Source organism: Aureimonas sp. N4, assembly GCF_001463925.1.
GTDB classification, from domain to species: domain Bacteria; phylum Pseudomonadota; class Alphaproteobacteria; order Rhizobiales; family Rhizobiaceae; genus Aureimonas; species Aureimonas ureilytica_A.
In genome coordinates this window covers 53,547-68,563 of the sequence record NZ_BBWS01000030.1, presented here as the reverse complement: position 1 = coordinate 68,563, position 15,017 = coordinate 53,547, and the positions used below count along the sequence as shown (strand labels likewise).

The 15,017-nt window shown below is 67.4% G+C and carries 10 protein-coding genes and 1 pseudogene; 9 read left to right on the top strand and 2 right to left on the bottom strand.

Features of this window, described 5'->3' with window-relative positions; all coding sequences use genetic code 11:
* The 3 genes from AUL28_RS09510 to AUL28_RS09500 all read left to right on the top strand — a co-directional run bounded on the left by AUL28_RS09510 (position 1) and on the right by AUL28_RS09500 (position 5,092).
* Complete coding sequence (locus AUL28_RS09510; protein WP_062231930.1) at positions 1–990, top strand: bifunctional riboflavin kinase/FAD synthetase; 990 nt, start codon at positions 1–3, stop codon at positions 988–990.
* A gap of 255 nt (positions 991–1,245) precedes the next feature.
* Entirely contained in the window at positions 1,246–4,281 is a 3,036-nt protein-coding gene (gene ileS / locus AUL28_RS09505; protein WP_062231928.1) for an isoleucine--tRNA ligase, read from the top strand.
* A 163-nt stretch (positions 4,282–4,444) separates the two neighbouring features.
* A complete protein-coding gene (locus tag AUL28_RS09500) occupies positions 4,445–5,092 on the top strand; it encodes a hypothetical protein (RefSeq protein ID WP_058601525.1) in 648 nt (215 codons plus the stop codon).
* Between the two features lie 30 nt (positions 5,093–5,122).
* Here the strand turns inward: AUL28_RS09500 and AUL28_RS09495 are convergent, their stop codons facing one another.
* Positions 5,123–5,563 carry a nucleoside deaminase gene (locus AUL28_RS09495; RefSeq protein WP_244493479.1) on the bottom strand — a complete coding sequence of 147 codons (441 nt, stop codon included), beginning with the start codon at positions 5,561–5,563 and terminating at the stop codon, positions 5,123–5,125.
* A gap of 831 nt (positions 5,564–6,394) precedes the next feature.
* On the opposite strand from AUL28_RS09495, the pseudogene AUL28_RS09490 reads away from it, so the two are divergent.
* The 5 genes and pseudogenes from AUL28_RS09490 to AUL28_RS09465 all read left to right on the top strand — a co-directional run.
* Positions 6,395–7,930: pseudogene (locus AUL28_RS09490) on the top strand (pseudouridine synthase); the annotation flags it as partial.
* Positions 7,931–7,951: 21 nt separating this feature from the next.
* Entirely contained in the window at positions 7,952–8,512 is a 561-nt protein-coding gene (rsmD, locus tag AUL28_RS09485; protein WP_062232042.1) for a 16S rRNA (guanine(966)-N(2))-methyltransferase RsmD, read from the top strand.
* 171 nt (positions 8,513–8,683) lie between these two features.
* Positions 8,684–10,180 (top strand): M16 family metallopeptidase, encoded by a 1,497-nt coding sequence (locus AUL28_RS09480; protein WP_062231927.1) that lies wholly within the window; start codon positions 8,684–8,686, stop codon positions 10,178–10,180.
* Between the two features lie 22 nt (positions 10,181–10,202).
* Entirely contained in the window at positions 10,203–11,534 is a 1,332-nt protein-coding gene (locus AUL28_RS09475; protein ID WP_062231924.1) for a M16 family metallopeptidase, read from the top strand.
* 234 nt (positions 11,535–11,768) lie between these two features.
* Complete coding sequence (locus tag AUL28_RS09465) at positions 11,769–12,647, top strand: patatin-like phospholipase family protein (RefSeq protein ID WP_062231920.1); 879 nt, start codon at positions 11,769–11,771, stop codon at positions 12,645–12,647.
* Here AUL28_RS09465 and AUL28_RS09460 read toward each other — a convergent pair.
* On the bottom strand, positions 12,644–13,714 hold the full coding sequence (locus AUL28_RS09460; protein WP_062231918.1) for a DNA topoisomerase IB: 1,071 nt from the start codon (positions 13,712–13,714) through the stop codon (positions 12,644–12,646). The genes AUL28_RS09465 and AUL28_RS09460 overlap by 4 nt on opposite strands.
* Before the next feature lie 199 nt (positions 13,715–13,913).
* On the opposite strand from AUL28_RS09460, the gene AUL28_RS09455 reads away from it, so the two are divergent.
* The gene (locus AUL28_RS09455) at positions 13,914–15,014 is read left to right on the top strand and encodes an acyltransferase family protein (protein ID WP_062231916.1); all 1,101 of its coding nucleotides are present in this window, start codon (positions 13,914–13,916) and stop codon (positions 15,012–15,014) included.
* Positions 15,015–15,017 lie beyond the last annotated feature (3 nt).

The following is a 15,017-nucleotide window of genomic DNA, read 5'->3' as shown; positions in this document are numbered from 1 at the left end:
ATGGAAGCGGCACCCAAGCCCATTCTGCGCATCGGCTCGGCCGCAGCGCTTCCCGCGCATTTGCGCGGCGGCGTCGTGGCCATCGGCAATTTCGACGGGGTGCATCGCGGCCATCAGGCCGTGATCGAGACCGCGCGCGCGATCGCCGAGGCCGAAGGGCGGCCGCTGATCTGCCTGACCTTCGAACCCCATCCGCGCACCGTCTTCCGCCCGCAGGCTCCCGTTGCCCGGCTGACGCCCGCGCCGATGAAGGCGCGGCTTCTCTCCGCGCTCGGCGTCGAGGCCGTTGTGGAACAGCCTTTCGACCTCGAATACGCCTCGCACCCGGCCGAGACTTTCGTGGAAGAAACGCTGCACCGCGATCTCGGCGCGGCGCATGTCGTGGCCGGCTTCGACTTTCGCTTCGGCGCGCGCCGCCATGGCGATCTGCCTTTTCTGCGCGAGGCCGGCGCGCGGATGGGCTTTGCGGTCACGGCGGTGGAGGCGTTCGCCGACGAGGGCGCGCTGGTTGTCTCCTCCTCGCGCATTCGCGAAGACCTGATGAACGGCGATGTCGCGGCCGCAGCCGGCCTGCTCGGCTATCGCTGGACCTTCGAGGGCGTGATCGGCCACGGCGCGAAACTCGGGCGCACGCTCGGCTATCCCACGGCCAATATGGTGCTGGGCGAGGACTGCGTGCTGGCCCATGGCATCTATGCGGTGCGCCTGCGCCGTGCCGACGGCTCGCTGCATGACGGCGTGGCGAGCTTCGGCCGCCGCCCGACCTTCGACAATGGCGCGGCCCTGTTCGAAACCTATCTCTTCGACTTCTCGGGCGATCTTTACGGCGAGGCGGCCAGCGTCTCGCTGTTCGGCTTCATCCGAGGCGAGGAGAAGTTCGACAGCGTCGAGGCGCTGGTGAAGCGCATGGATCGCGACGCCGAGGAGGCGAGGGCGCTTCTCTCCGGCGCGCGTCCGCTTTCGGCGCTGGATGGCGCGATCGCCTTTTGAACGGGCTTTATTCCGACGGGCGCGGTTGATAGAGAGGGCGCATGGGAACCTCGACCGCTTTTCCTGGCGCGCGAAACCGTATCGGTGCGCGAATTAGACGCCCGGCTTGCGCCGCTCGCTGACACGACGCGAGCGCGGAGGCCGGGATGCGCCTGAACGGCCCGCCGAGCAGGGCCGAATCCTCCCCCTTTTTCCGTTGCAACACGCCTTTCCGGGTGTCTCCCGCCCGATGCAGGCCCGTTCGAAACCGGACCGATGACCGAAGCCCAAGACTATTCCAAGACGCTCTATCTCCCCGAGACCGAGTTCCCGATGCGCGCCGGCCTGCCGCAGGCCGAGCCGCAATGGCTCCAGCGCTGGGAGGAGATGGACCTCTACGGCACGCTGCGCCGCGAATCCGCCGGCCGGCCGAAATACGTGCTGCATGACGGCCCGCCCTATGCCAACGGCCATCTCCATATCGGCCACGCGCTGAACAAGGTGCTGAAGGACGCGATCACCCGCTCCTTCCAGATGCGCGGCTATGACTCGAACTATGTGCCGGGCTGGGACTGCCACGGCCTGCCGATCGAGTGGAAGATCGAGGAAGAGAACTACCGCGCCAAGGGCAAGCCGAAGCCCGACCTTCTCGACTCCACCGCCATGCTCGCCTTCCGCCGCGAGTGCCGCGCCTATGCCGAACATTGGGTCGGCGTGCAGTCGGGCGAGTTCCGTCGCCTGGGCGTCGAGGGCGATTTCAAGAACCCCTATCTGACGATGAACTTCGAGGCCGAGTCGGTGATCGCCGGCGAGCTTCTGAAATTCGCCATGTCGGGCCAGCTTTATCGCGGCTCCAAGCCGATCATGTGGTCGGTGGTCGAGAAGACCGCGCTCGCCGAAGCCGAGGTCGAGTATCACGACCACGAGTCCGACACGATCTGGGTGAAGTTCCCCGTGCGCCCGGCCGCGACCGGCTATGCTGCGGCCTTCGGCGGCGCCTTGTCGAGCTTCCCCAAGGCCGGCGCACCCGATGTCGGGCCGCTGGACGGCGCGCGGATCGTCATCTGGACGACCACGCCCTGGACCATCCCCGGCAACCGCGCCGTCGCCTATTCGGATCGCGTCGCCTACGGCCTCTACGAGGTGACGGCGCCGGACGACGCCGAGAACCCGCGTTGGGCGCGCCATGGCGAGCGGCTGGTTCTGGCCGATGCGCTGGCCGCCGACGCTTTCGCCAAGGCGCGCGTGCCGGAGGGCGGCTTCCGCAAGCTGCGCGATGTCTCACCCGCCGATCTCGCCGGGCTCCTGTGCGACCATCCGCTGAAAGGCCTGGCCGGCGGTTACGAGTTCGCCGTTCCACTCCTGTCGGGCGATCATGTGACCGACGATGCGGGCACGGGCTTCGTCCACACCGCGCCGAGCCATGGTCGCGAGGATTTCGACGTCTGGATTGCCTCGCGCCGCGACCTCGAAGCGCGCGACATCGATCCCACGATCCCGTTCCCCGTGGACGACGAGGGCTTCTACACCAAGGACGCGCCGGGCTTCGGGCCGGACGCCGACGGTGGCGCGGCGCGCGTCATCGACGACAAGGGCAAGAAGGGCGACGCCAACAAGCGCGTGATGGATGCGCTGGTGGCGGTGGGCCATCTCCTGGCGCGCGGGCGCTTGAAGCATTCCTATCCGCATTCCTGGCGCTCCAAGAAGCCGGTCATCTTCCGCAACACGCCGCAATGGTTCATCCATATGGACCAGCCGCTGAACGGTTATGGTTCGGACAGGCCCGCGTCAGGGCAGGACACGCTGCGCGAGCGCGCCCTGAAGGCCATCTCCGAAACGCGCTTCGTGCCGGCCGTCGGCCAGAACCGCCTTCATGCCATGATCGCGGATCGGCCCGATTGGGTTCTGTCGCGCCAGCGCGCCTGGGGCGTGCCGATCTGCGTCTTCGTGGACGAGAACGGTGACGTGCTCAAGGACGAGGCGGTCAACGCGCGCATTCTGGAGGCCTTCGCGGTCGAAGGCGCGGACGCCTGGTTTGCCGCCGGTGCTAAGGAGCGCTTCCTTGGCAACGCGCATGACGGCCAGAAATGGTCCATGGTGCGCGACATCTTGGACGTCTGGTTCGATTCGGGCAGCACGCACGCGTTCTGTCTGGAGAAGCGCCCCGACCTGAAATGGCCGGCCGACCTCTATCTCGAAGGCTCCGACCAGCATCGCGGCTGGTTCCATTCCTCGCTTCTGGAAGCCTGCGGCACGCGCGGCCGCGCGCCCTACGATGCGGTGCTGACGCACGGCTTCGTCATGGACGAGGAAGGCCGCAAGATGTCGAAGTCGCTCGGCAACGTCGTGACGCCGCAGGAGGTGATCCAGCAGTCGGGCGCCGACATCCTGCGCCTCTGGGTGGTCTCGTCGGATTATTCGGAGGATCTGCGCCTCGGCAAGACGATCCTCCAGACCAATATCGACAGCTATCGCAAGCTGCGCAACACGATCCGCTGGATGCTCGGCACGCTGGCTCATGACGACGGCACGGACGTCGCGCTGCGTGAGATGCCCGAGCTGGAGCGGCTGATGCTGCACCGCCTCTCCGAGATCGAAGAGGTGGTGTTGAAGGCCTATGACGCTTTCGACTTCAAGCGCATCACCCGCACGCTGCTCGACTTCATGGTCGTGGAACTCTCGGCCTTCTATTTCGACATCCGCAAGGACGCGCTCTATTGCGACGCGCCGTCCTCGGTTCGTCGCAAGGCGGCGCTGCAGGTCGTGCGCATCCTGTTTGATCGCTTGGTGACGTGGCTCGCGCCGCTTCTGCCCTTCACCATGGAGGAAGCCTGGCTGTCGCGCCACACGGACACGCGCTCGGTGCATCTGGAGCAGTTCCGCCCCTGCGACGCGCAATGGCGCGATGCGGCGCTGGCCGAACGCTGGGCGAAGATCCGCCGTGCGCGGCGCGTCGTCACCGGCGCGCTGGAAGAGGAGCGCCGTGCCAAGCGCATCGGCTCCTCGCTGGAGGCGGCGCCCATCGTCCATGTCGAGGACGAGGCCTTGCGCCAGCTTCTGGCTTCGGTGGACTTTGCCGAAATCTGCATCACCAGCGATCTGACCGTCTCAGCCGACGCCGCGCCGGACGGCGCGTTCCGTCTCGCCGACACGGCGGGAATTGCGGTCGTGCCGTCCAAGGCCGAAGGGCGAAAGTGTCAGCGGTCCTGGAAGATCTCGCCGCTCGTCGGCACGGATGCGGACTATCCCGATGTGACGCCGCGCGACGCCGAAGCGCTGCGCGAACTGGGCGTGGCACGCGCAGCGGCCTGATCCAAAGTCTGTTCACGAGAATTTAAGCTTTGTGGACGGCGAAGCGGCTTTGAGCTAAAGCCGCTTCTCAAAATCGCCGGAATGTCGTGGGATCGCGCGAAATAAGGCTTCGAAGCCGCTTGTCGAGCGCGGGCGGCTTCGAGCGTGAGGGGAAGAATCCAGCATGACGTCTGCAACGACCCGCCTGCGGGTTCTCGCGCTGATCGGCTGCACCACGGCCCTTTCGGGCTGCATGGGGCCGACCTACGGCACCGGCGTCAGCCAGGGGCAGCAGCTGTTCAACGACATCGACAATGCCGTGTCTCTGGGCGGCTCCAACAAGCCGCGCGTCGATTATTCGCCGCGCGCCGAACTGGTGAAGCCCAAGAGCATCGGTGCCCTGCCGCCGCCGCGCGATGCGGTGGTCGATCCGAATCTGCCCGAATCGCCCGAGATGCGCCGTGGCCGGCTTCACGCCGCCGCCCCCAATCCGGACGGCGTTCTTCCGGTCGGCTTCATGACCTCGAAGAAGGATGGCATGGACGTCGAAACGCCCGCCGCCTCCTTCCGCCGCCAGCAGGACGACGACAATAGCTGGATCGACCCGCGCACCATGGCGGGCCAGCGCACGCAGGCCTCGGCCGCGCGCACGGTGGGCCAGCAGGGCAGCCCCGACCAGCGCAAGTATCTCTCCGAGCCGCCACTGACCTATCGCCAGCCCGCCGCCACCGCCCCCGTGGGCGACCCCGGCGAGGACGAGGAGGTGAAGGAGCGCCGCGCCAAGGGCACCACCAGCGTCGCCAGCAAGCTCGGCAGCCTCTGGCCGTTCTGATCCGCCTCTGCCGCGCCGAGCGCTGGGGTGTCACCCCCGTTTGGCGCGGAAGAAATCGCGAAGGAGTTCGGCGGACGCCTGTTCGCCGATTCCCGAATACACCTCCGGCGCATGATGGCAGGTGGGTTGCGCATAGAAGCGCGGTCCGTTTTCCACAGCGCCGCCTTTGGGGTCCGACGCCCCGAAATAGAGCCGCCGGATGCGCGCGAAGGAAATCGCCGCCGCGCACATCGCACAGGGCTCCAACGTGACATACAGATCGAATCCGGGCAGGCGTTCCTCGCCCACGGCCGCGCAGGCGCGGCGGATCGCCAGGACTTCCGCATGCGCCGTCGGGTCGTGCAGGGCGCGGGTTTCGTTTCCCGCGCGGGCGATGATTCGATCCTCGAACACGATCACGGCGCCGACCGGCGTCTCGTCCCGGCCAGCGGCCAGACGGGCCTCGATCAGCGCTTCATCCATGGAACTCATGCGGGACACGCGGTTTCCCTCGTTTCAACGACGGGTTTTTGATATGCGTCGCGCGAAACAAGGCATAGCGAAAAGATGAGCGACGAGACGGACGGCCCTTCGGGCGGCAAAGGCAAGGGTGGAGTTGGGCGCGGCGGACGCGGCACGGGCGGCTCCGGCCGCAGCCGTGGCGCATCCGGCGAAGGCCGGCCCGCGCGCGGCGACAAGCCGGCGCGCGCGCGCAGCGAGGGCGAAGGACGCCCGGCCCGCGCGAAGGCTGAGGGCCAGGGTGAGCGCTCCGGCGCGCGCGGCGACAAGCCCTTCCGGCCCCGCGGCGAGGGCGCCGGCGCCCGCTCGGCGGCGTCTGGCGACAAGCCGTTCCGTGGGCGCTCCGAGCGCAGCGGCAGCGGCGAGGGACGCTCGTTCCGTCCGCGCGGCGAAGGCGGGGCTGAGCGCAGCGGCGCACCGCGCGGCGACCGGCCCTTCCGGGCGCGCACCGAGGGCGAGGGTCGCTCCGAGCGTCCGCGCAATGAGGGCGAAGGCCGTCCGTTCCGCTCCCGCGAAGGCGGCGGCGAGCGTGGCGCTCCGCGTGGCGACAAGCCCTTCCGGGGCCGGTCCGATCGGGGCGAGGGCGAGACGCGCTCCTTCCGACCGCGCGGCGAGGGCAAGCCTTCCGCGCGTCGCTCGTCCGAAGGCGGGCAGGGTGAGGGTGGTGACAAGCCCTTCGTTCCGCGTTCGCGCGGCATGTACAGTCATGGCGGCGCGCGCACCGGGGCAGACGGCAAGGTCGAAAAGCCGCGCTCCTATGGCCGCCTGTCGCATGGCGCGACCGGCGACCGCAAGCCGCGCGATCTGGAGGGCGGAGATCGTCCGCGCCGCTTCGAGCCGCGTTCGGCGCAGGGCGACCGCCCGCAGCGTTCCGCCAGCCGCGAGGTCGGCACGGGCGGCGACGACACGATGCGCATCGCCAAGCGTCTGGCCCGCGCAGGCATCGCCTCGCGTCGTGACGCGGAAGGCATGATCGCCGATGGCCGCGTGACGCTGAACGGCAAGCGCCTGGATTCGCCCGCGATCGACGTGCGCATGAGCGACCAGATCGAGATCGACGGTCGCCCGCTGCCGGCCATCGAGCGCACCCGCCTCTGGCTGTTCCACAAGCCCGCCGGGCTCGTCACCACCAATCGCGATCCCGAAGGCCGGCCGACCGTGTTCGACCGCCTTCCGGCGGACATGCCGCGCGTTCTGACCATCGGCCGCCTCGACATCAACACGGAAGGGCTTCTGCTCCTGACCAATGATGGCGGCCTCGCGCGCACGCTCGAACTGCCGGCGACCGGCTGGATGCGGCGCTACCGCGTGCGCGCCCATGGCGAGATCGATCAGGCGCGACTCGACGATCTGCGCAACGGCGTGGCGGTGGATGGCGTGTTCTACGGCGCGATCGAGGCGACGCTCGACCGCACACAGGGCTCCAATGTCTGGCTGACGCTCGGCCTGCGCGAGGGCAAGAACCGCGAAGTGAAGCGCGTTCTGGGCCATCTCGGGCTGGAGGTGAATCGCCTGATCCGCCTGTCCTTCGGACCGTTCCAGCTCGGCGAACTCGCCGAGGGCGCCGTGCTGGAGGTTAATGGGCGGACCCTGCGCGAGCAGCTCGGGCCGACCTTGATCGAGGAATCGGGCGCCGATTTCGACGCGCCCATCGTCAATCCCTTCTCCAACAAGCCTGTCGTGGCCGAGCGTCGCTCGTCGCCCGCCTCGACCGAGAGCGAGGATCGCCCGAACCGTTCGAGCAGCGACTCCAAGCGTTCCGGCAGCGAGTGGATCTCAGCCTCCGACACGACGCCCAACCGCAAGAAGTTCGGTGCGGCCAAGCGCGAGGATGCGCTGTCGCGCATGGATACCAAGGCCCCGCGCGGCCCCCGCACGGGCCGCGATGGAGATGGCGAGCGCGGGGCGCGTCCGTTCCGCTCCAAGCGTGAGGATGGCGGGCAGGGCGGCGAGCGCCGGCCCTTCCGCCCGCGCGCCGAAGAGGGCGCGGATGCCGGCGAGCGTCCGGCCCGCCGGCCGAGCGCGGCGCCGACCAAGCGCTCGTCCAATGTCTGGATGGCGCCCGGTGCCCGCGCCATGGGCGAGAAGAAGAAGCGCGAGCGCGAGGAGCGCCAGTTGGAGCGCGACAGCAAGCCGCGCTCCTTCCGCCCGCGCACCGAGTCCGGTGATCGGCCCCGCACAGGTGATCGTCCTCGCAGCGGCGACCGACCCAATGCCGGGGACCGTCCGCGCACGGGCGACCGCCCTCGTACGGGTGACCGCCCGCGTGGCGATCGTCCCGGCGGCGGCGATCGCCCCCGTGGCCCACGCCCTGGCGGCTCGCGCCCGCCGCGCGGCGACCGATCGTAACGCTCCATGGCCATGCGGATCGTGGCGGGCGCCCTGAAGGGGCGTCCGCTGGCCACGCCCAAGGGCGAAGGCATTCGCCCGACCTCGGAGCGCCATCGCGGCGCTCTGTTCGATATTCTCCAGCACGGGCAGCGCTTCCGTTTCGACGGCGGCCGGGTGCTCGACCTTTTCGCCGGCACGGGCGCGCTCGGGTTGGAGGCGATGTCGCGCGGATGCCGCTTCGGCACGTTCGTGGAGGAAAGCGCCGAGGGGCGCGGGTTGCTGCGCACCAATATCGAGGCCTTCGGGCTCGGCGGTTGCACCAAGATCCTGCGCCGCGACGCGACCAAGCTGGGTGATGCCGGCACGATCGAGCCCTTCGACCTCGTGCTGCTCGACCCGCCCTATGGCAAGCGGCTGGGCGAAGCGGCGCTCGCCGGGGCGCTCGCGGGCGGCTGGCTCAAGGCCGACAGCCTGATCGTTCTGGAAGAAGCGCTGAACGCACCCTTCGAGGCCGTGGCCGGGCTCGAGCTTCTGGACGAGCGCGCCATGGGCGAAACGCGCCTGCGTTTTCTCAAGCCGATCAGCGTCTGACGGCGGACCTGTCCGGCCCCGTCCGGCGCGCCGGAGCCGTCTCCCGCGCGGCGGGGCCAAAACGCCTTTCGTCTTCAGCCCTTACAAAAACGTAATTGGTGCCTTCTCTTCCCAGACGGCATATCGGCCCCAAGCCCCGACGAAGTTCCGAACGCGAGGACCCTCTCCCACATGACGTTTCCTCTTCGCCGCCTCAGCGCAGGCTGTCTGGCCATCGCCATGGCCGGCACCATGCTCTCGCCCGCTTTCGCCCAAGCCCCCCAGCCCGCCAAGAGCCAGGCGGCCGCCGAAGCGGAGGCCAAGCGGCCGAAGATCGAGAGCTTCACGCTGGAGAACGGCTTGCAGGTCGTCGTCCTGCCCGACCACCGCGCGCCCATTGCCACGCAGATGGTCTGGTACAAGGTCGGCTCGGCCGACGAGACGCCGGGCGTCAGCGGCATCGCGCATTTCCTCGAACATCTGATGTTCAAGGGCACGAAGACGCATAAGGAAGGGGAGTTCTCCAACGCCGTGTCGGCCATCGGCGGCGAGGAAAACGCCTTCACCTCCTACGACTACACCGCCTACTACCAGCAGGTGCCGGTCGAGCAGCTGAAGGAGATGATGGGCTTCGAGGCGGACCGGATGGAAAATCTGGTGCTGACCGATGAGGTGGTTCTGCCCGAGCGCGACGTCATTCTCGAAGAGCGCCGGATGCGCATCGACAACGACCCCGGCGCGCAATTGTCGGAAGCCGTGGACGCCGCCCTGTTCCAGAATTCGCACTATGGCATTCCGGTGATCGGCTGGCGTCACGAGATGGAGAAGCTCTCGCGCGACGACGCGATCGCCTTCTACAACAAATATTATACGCCCAATAACGCGACGCTTCTGGTGGCCGGCGACGTGACGCTGGATCAGGTCCGCGCCATGGCGGAGGAGACCTTCGGCAAGGTGAAGCGCCGCGCCGAGCCCGGCGAGCGCCACCGCCCGCAGGAGCCCGAGCCGCGGGCCGAGCGCACCGTGACCCTCTCCGACCCGCGCGTGACGCAGCCGAGCGTGCAGACGACCTATCTCGTGCCATCCGAGAATACGGCCAAGCCGGGCGAGGCGGAATCGCTGGATTTGCTGGCCGATATTCTGGGCGGCGGCGCGACAAGCCGGCTCTATCGCGCGCTGGTCGTGGACCAGGGCATCGCGGCCGGCACCGGGGCTTATTACCAGGGCACGGCGCTGGATGACGGCCAGTTCATGACCTACGGCACCCCGCGCGGCGAGGCGACGCTGGAGCAGGTCGAGAAGGCCGTCGATGCCGAGGTCGCAAAGGTGGTGCGCGAGGGCGTTACGCCGGCCGAGCTGGAAGCGGCCAAGAACCGCGTGCGCAAGGCGCTGATCTATCAGCGCGACAATCAGGCCTCCATGGCGCGGCGCTACGGCGCGGCGCTCTCGACGGGGCAGACGATCGCCGAGATCGAAAGCTGGCCGGATCGCATCGAGGCCGTCACGGTGGATCAGGTGAACGCGGCCGCGCGCGCCTATCTTCAGAAGAAGCGCTCCGTCGTCGGCACGCTTCTGCCGGCCTCCGTCGAGTCCAGCGCCGAGGCCAAGGCCCCGGATGGCTCGCCCGCCGCCGCCGGCGCGGTGGACCCGACCGCCGGCGCGCCGGTTTCCGGCGACACCCGCTCCTGATCCTGGCCAAGGGAACACGCTCATGAACGCTTTCACCGCGCCCCTGCGCCGCGCCGCCTCGCTTCTCGGCTTCACGGCCCTCACTGTCCTGTCGCTCGCTTCCGTCGCCGAGGCGGTGGACATCAAGGAAGTGACGAGCCCCGGCGGCATTCACGCTCTTCTGGTCGAGGATTACACCAACCCGCTGATCGCCATGCGTTTCGCCTTCAAGGGCGCAGGCTCGACGCAGGACCCGGCCGGCAAGGAGGGCACCGCCAATCTCCTGTCCGGCCTGCTCGACGAGGGTGCGGGCGACATCAAGAGCCAGGATTTCCAGGCCAAGCTGGACGAGCTCGGCGTCGCGCTCTCCTATGACGCGGGCATGGACAATTTCTCCGGCAATTTCCGTACCATCGTGGAAAACGAGGACGAGGCCTTCCGTCTTCTGAAGCTTTCGCTCAACGAGCCGCGCTTCGACGAAGAGCCGGTGGCGCGCATTCGCGGCCAGATCGCCGCCAATATCCGCGCCAACGAGCAGGACCCCGGCACGCTCGCCTCGCGCGCCTTCCGCCGCACCGTCTTCCCGAATCATCCCTACGCGCGCCCGGTCGAGGGCACGCAGGAAAGCCTGGCCGCCGTCTCGGCCGACGATCTGAAGAGCTTCCGCTCCAAGGTCTTCGCCAAGGACAATCTCTATGTCGGCGTGGTCGGCGCGATCGATGCCGAAACCTTGAAGCGGCGGCTGGACGAAACCTTCGGCCCCTTGCGCGACAAGGCCGAACTCACGGCCATCCCCGATATCCAGCCGGTGACCGGCAAGGTCGAGGCTGTCGCCCTCGACGTGCCGCAGACGCAGATTCAGTTTGCGTTGCCGGGCGTGAAGCGCAAGGACCCCGACTTCTTCGCCGCCTATCTGGTGAACCATGTTCTGGGCGGAGGCACGTTCTCCTCGCGCCTCTATCAGGAAATCCGCGAGAAGCGGGGTCTGGCCTATGGTGTGGGCACCGGGCTTTCGAGCTTCGACCATGCGGCCATGCTGGCGGGCTCCACCGCGACGCGCGCCGACAAGGCCAAGGAAAGCGTCTCGATCATCCGCGCCGAGTTGAAGCGCATGGCCGAGAACGGGCCGACAGCGGACGAGCTGGCCAAGGCGAAAGCCTATGTGAAGGGCTCCTATGCCGTTCAGAACCTTTCGTCCTCGCTTTCCATCGCTTCGACACTGGTCGGCATCCAGCTGGAAGACCTCGGCATCGACTATATCCAGAAGCGCCAGGGTCTGATCGACGCCGTAACCCTGGACGACACCAAGCGTGTCGCCAAGCAGTTGCTCGCCACCGACCCGAGTTTCGTGACGGTCGGTCAGGCCGGTAGCTAAGAGCCGGGGCCAAAACCCTGCGGGTCGATCCGCCGGGTCCTTCCGCCCTCGATCATCGTTGCCGATGCTTGGCCCTGCGCTGCATCGTCTGCGCTCGGCGCCTCGTCGGGAACGCAAGTCCCTCGCCGGCTTTCTGCCTCAGGGTTCTGTCCCCGGCTCCAAATCCAGGTCTTGGCGAACCGGGCGCGGCGTTCCATCTTGAGTGCGCCGAACCCGAGCGAGGCACCGTCAGCCATGAACCAGCATACGATCCCGTCCGCCGTTCCCGCCGAGCCGCGCCTCGGGCTGGCGCTCGGCGGGGGAGGGGCGCGGGGCATTGCGCATATCCATGTCCTGAGGGCGCTGGACGAACTGGGCCTGCGCCCGTCCCATATCGCGGGCACCTCGATCGGCGCGCTGATGGGCGCGGCCTATGCGGCGGGGCTCACCGGGCTCGAAATCGAGGACCACGTTCTCCAGTCGCTCGCCCATCGCCGGCTCGTGATGGGCAAGCTCTGGCGCACGCGCCCGGCCAATATCAGCGAGTTCCTGGCCGACGGCGGCTTCCGCTTCGGGCAGTTGAACGCCGAAAAGGTCGTGGCCGTCTTCCTTCCGGACGCCGTGCCGAAGAGTTTTGCGGAGCTTCGCATTCCACTGACCGTCATGGCGACGAGCTTCTTTGCCGGCTGCGAGCGCCCTTTGCGCGAGGGCGATCTGGCGAGCGCTGTGGGCGCGTCCGTCGCCCTGCCGGCGGTGTTCCGCCCCGTGCGGCGGGACGAGGAGGTGCTGATCGACGGTGGCATCAGCAATCCCATGCCGTTCGATATCGTGTCGCAGGATACGGATTTCGTGGTCGCCTCCGACGTGACCGGCGGCCCGGTCAATACGGGCACACTTCTGCCGTCACCGATGGAGGCCATGTTCGGCGCGTCGCAGCTGATGATGCACGCCATCATCCGCGCCAAGCTCGCCTGCGTGTCGCCCGATGTGCTGATCCAGCCCGAGGTTTCGATCTACAAGGTGCTCGACTTCATGCGCGCGCGCGTGATCATCGAAGAGACCGCAATGGTGCGGGAAGACGCCAAGCGCCGGATCGGCGAGGCGCTGGAGGCGCGGCTGCGGCTGGCGGGTTAGGCAGGCTTGGGCGCATCGCCGGGCTTCGGTGGGTGCGTGGCGTTTTCTTCCAGAAAGCGCATGAGCCCGCTTTCGGCCTTGGTCAGCCCCTCGCGGCAGCGCCCCTTCAGGAGATCGCGTGGCAGCTTGTCGGCTTCGAAAGCTGAGACGATCTCGGGATGGACGTAAGACGCGCGGGCGACGGCCGGCGTGTTGCGCAGCACCTCGCTGACCGCCCGCATGGCCTTGGCGATCACGCGGCGGCGCTTGGCATCCGTATCGGCCTCGGCCGGCGTCACCTCCTCCACGAGGAAGCGCAGCGCCTCGGCCGAGCCGTGGAAGGTGCGGAAATCCTTGGCCGAGATTTTCGCGTGGGCGGCATCTTTCAGATAGTCGTTGAGCAGCGTCGCGGTGAGGTCGCGCGGGCGCGCATCCTCGCCCTGAAAGCGGAACAGGCGCTTGCCGCGCTGCGCGCGCATCTTTTCGAGCGAGCGTACGAGATTGCGATCTTCGATCTCGACCGTGTTCAGCTTGCGCGACTTGCCGATGAATTTCAGGACGGCTCGGCTTTTCTTCAGCGTCAGATTGCCCTTGCGCAGCGAAGCGACGCCGCGCCCCCCATCCTCGGCATATTTCTCGTGGCCCGGCCGCATGGCGGAGACGTCGATCAGCCGGGCTGCGACGGCCGAGGTCGTGCGCCGGTCCAGCGCCTTGCGGCGCAGATCCTTTTCGATGCGTCCGCGCAGCTTGGGCAGGGCGCGGCCGAAGCGCAGGAGCCGCTCCGTCTTCACCGCATTGCGAACGTTCACCCAGTCATCATGGTAGCGATACTGGATGCGGCCCTTCTCGTCGCGCCCGACCGCCTGGATATGGCCGTTCTCTTCCACGCAAATGCGCACATTCGTCCAGGCCGGCGGCAGCACCAGTGCCTTGACCCTTGCCTTCAGCCGCTTGTCGGTGATCGCCTCGCCGGACGAGAAGCAGATGCGCCGCCCCTTGCCATGCTTGCGCTGCTCCACTTCGAAGCTGGCGGGATCGACCATGACGAGGCCGAGACGATCGGCGTGGAACTGAAGGCGCTTGTTCATTGAATTACGTAGGCCCCAACGGGAATCTATCAGAGAACTCGCTCTGATTTCGCCGGTTCCGCCCTGGGAACTGCCCCAACACGAAGCCGCATGTCCAAGCCACCCCTCGGCTTCGCGATGAGTCTGACATTCCGCAACTCTTGCTTGCATTTCGGAGGGGAAGATGCTCTCAATTCGCGCTATTGCCGCGCGAGGTCCCATGCCCTTTCTTCTTCCGGCGCATACGGGCCTGCGGGCTGTCGCCGCGCTTTTGGTCGTCTGCTTCCATTATTCGATTCATGTTGGTGACCCTGGCGCTGCCGTCAACCGAATATTGCTAAACGGTTATCTCGGCGTTGATCTGTTCTTCGTCCTGAGCGGGTTCATCATTCACCATGTCTATCGCGCGCAATTCGCCGAAGGTCGAATCGCGGCGCGCTACGCGACATTCCTTCGCTACCGGCTGGCCCGCATCTACCCGGTTCACGTTGCGATGCTTCTGGTACTTGTGTTCTTTCAGATGCTGGCCTCCGCCCATTCGGGGGGCGGTCTGCCCGCGGATTATTCTCCCGGCGCCATTCTCGCCGCTCTGGCCCTTGTGCAAGGCTGGTTCGGGATCGCGGCGCCGAATGGCGTGGCCTGGTCGGTGTCGGCGGAATGGTTTGTCTATCTCGTGTATCCCGGCGCGCTGGTCCTGTCCTGCCGGCTCCCGGTCGCCGTTCGGATCGCTGTCCTCTGCGGGCTTTTGCTGATCCTCCAGCTGTTCTGGCAGCAGAATCCGCTTCTGCGTGTCGTTCCGGAATTTGCCCTCGGTGCCTTTGCCTATGAGGCGGCGCTCCGGCTTCGTCACCGCTTGCAGGAGTTCCGCTGGCTGGGAGCGGCCGTCTTCGCCGCGACGCTGCTGATGCTGGGTGTGTTCCAGCCGGTCCTGATCGTGCCGCTGGGCTTCTGCTTCGCCGCTCTTCTTGTCGCGCTGGTCAATCCCCGCGACGATCTTGCCCGTGTCCTGAGCGGTCCAGTGGCCCTGTATTTGGGGGAGATCAGCTATTCGCTCTACATGGTGCATTCGCCATGGCGCGAAATTCTCAAGAAAGCCGCGCATCGTTTCGAGATCAATCTTTCGAGCGCGTCCGGGATGGTGCTTTCGGTCGTGACGGCGCTGGCGCTCGCCGCGCTTGTGTACCACACGGTCGAAATGCCGGCCCGCCATCTCCTGCGGGGGAGAAAATCCCAAGCTCCGCAAGACATCGGCCTCACCTCCATGTCCAGCCTGGACGTCCTTGGCCCCCTCGAGCCGGCGCGCGATCGAACCGTCGGATAGGTG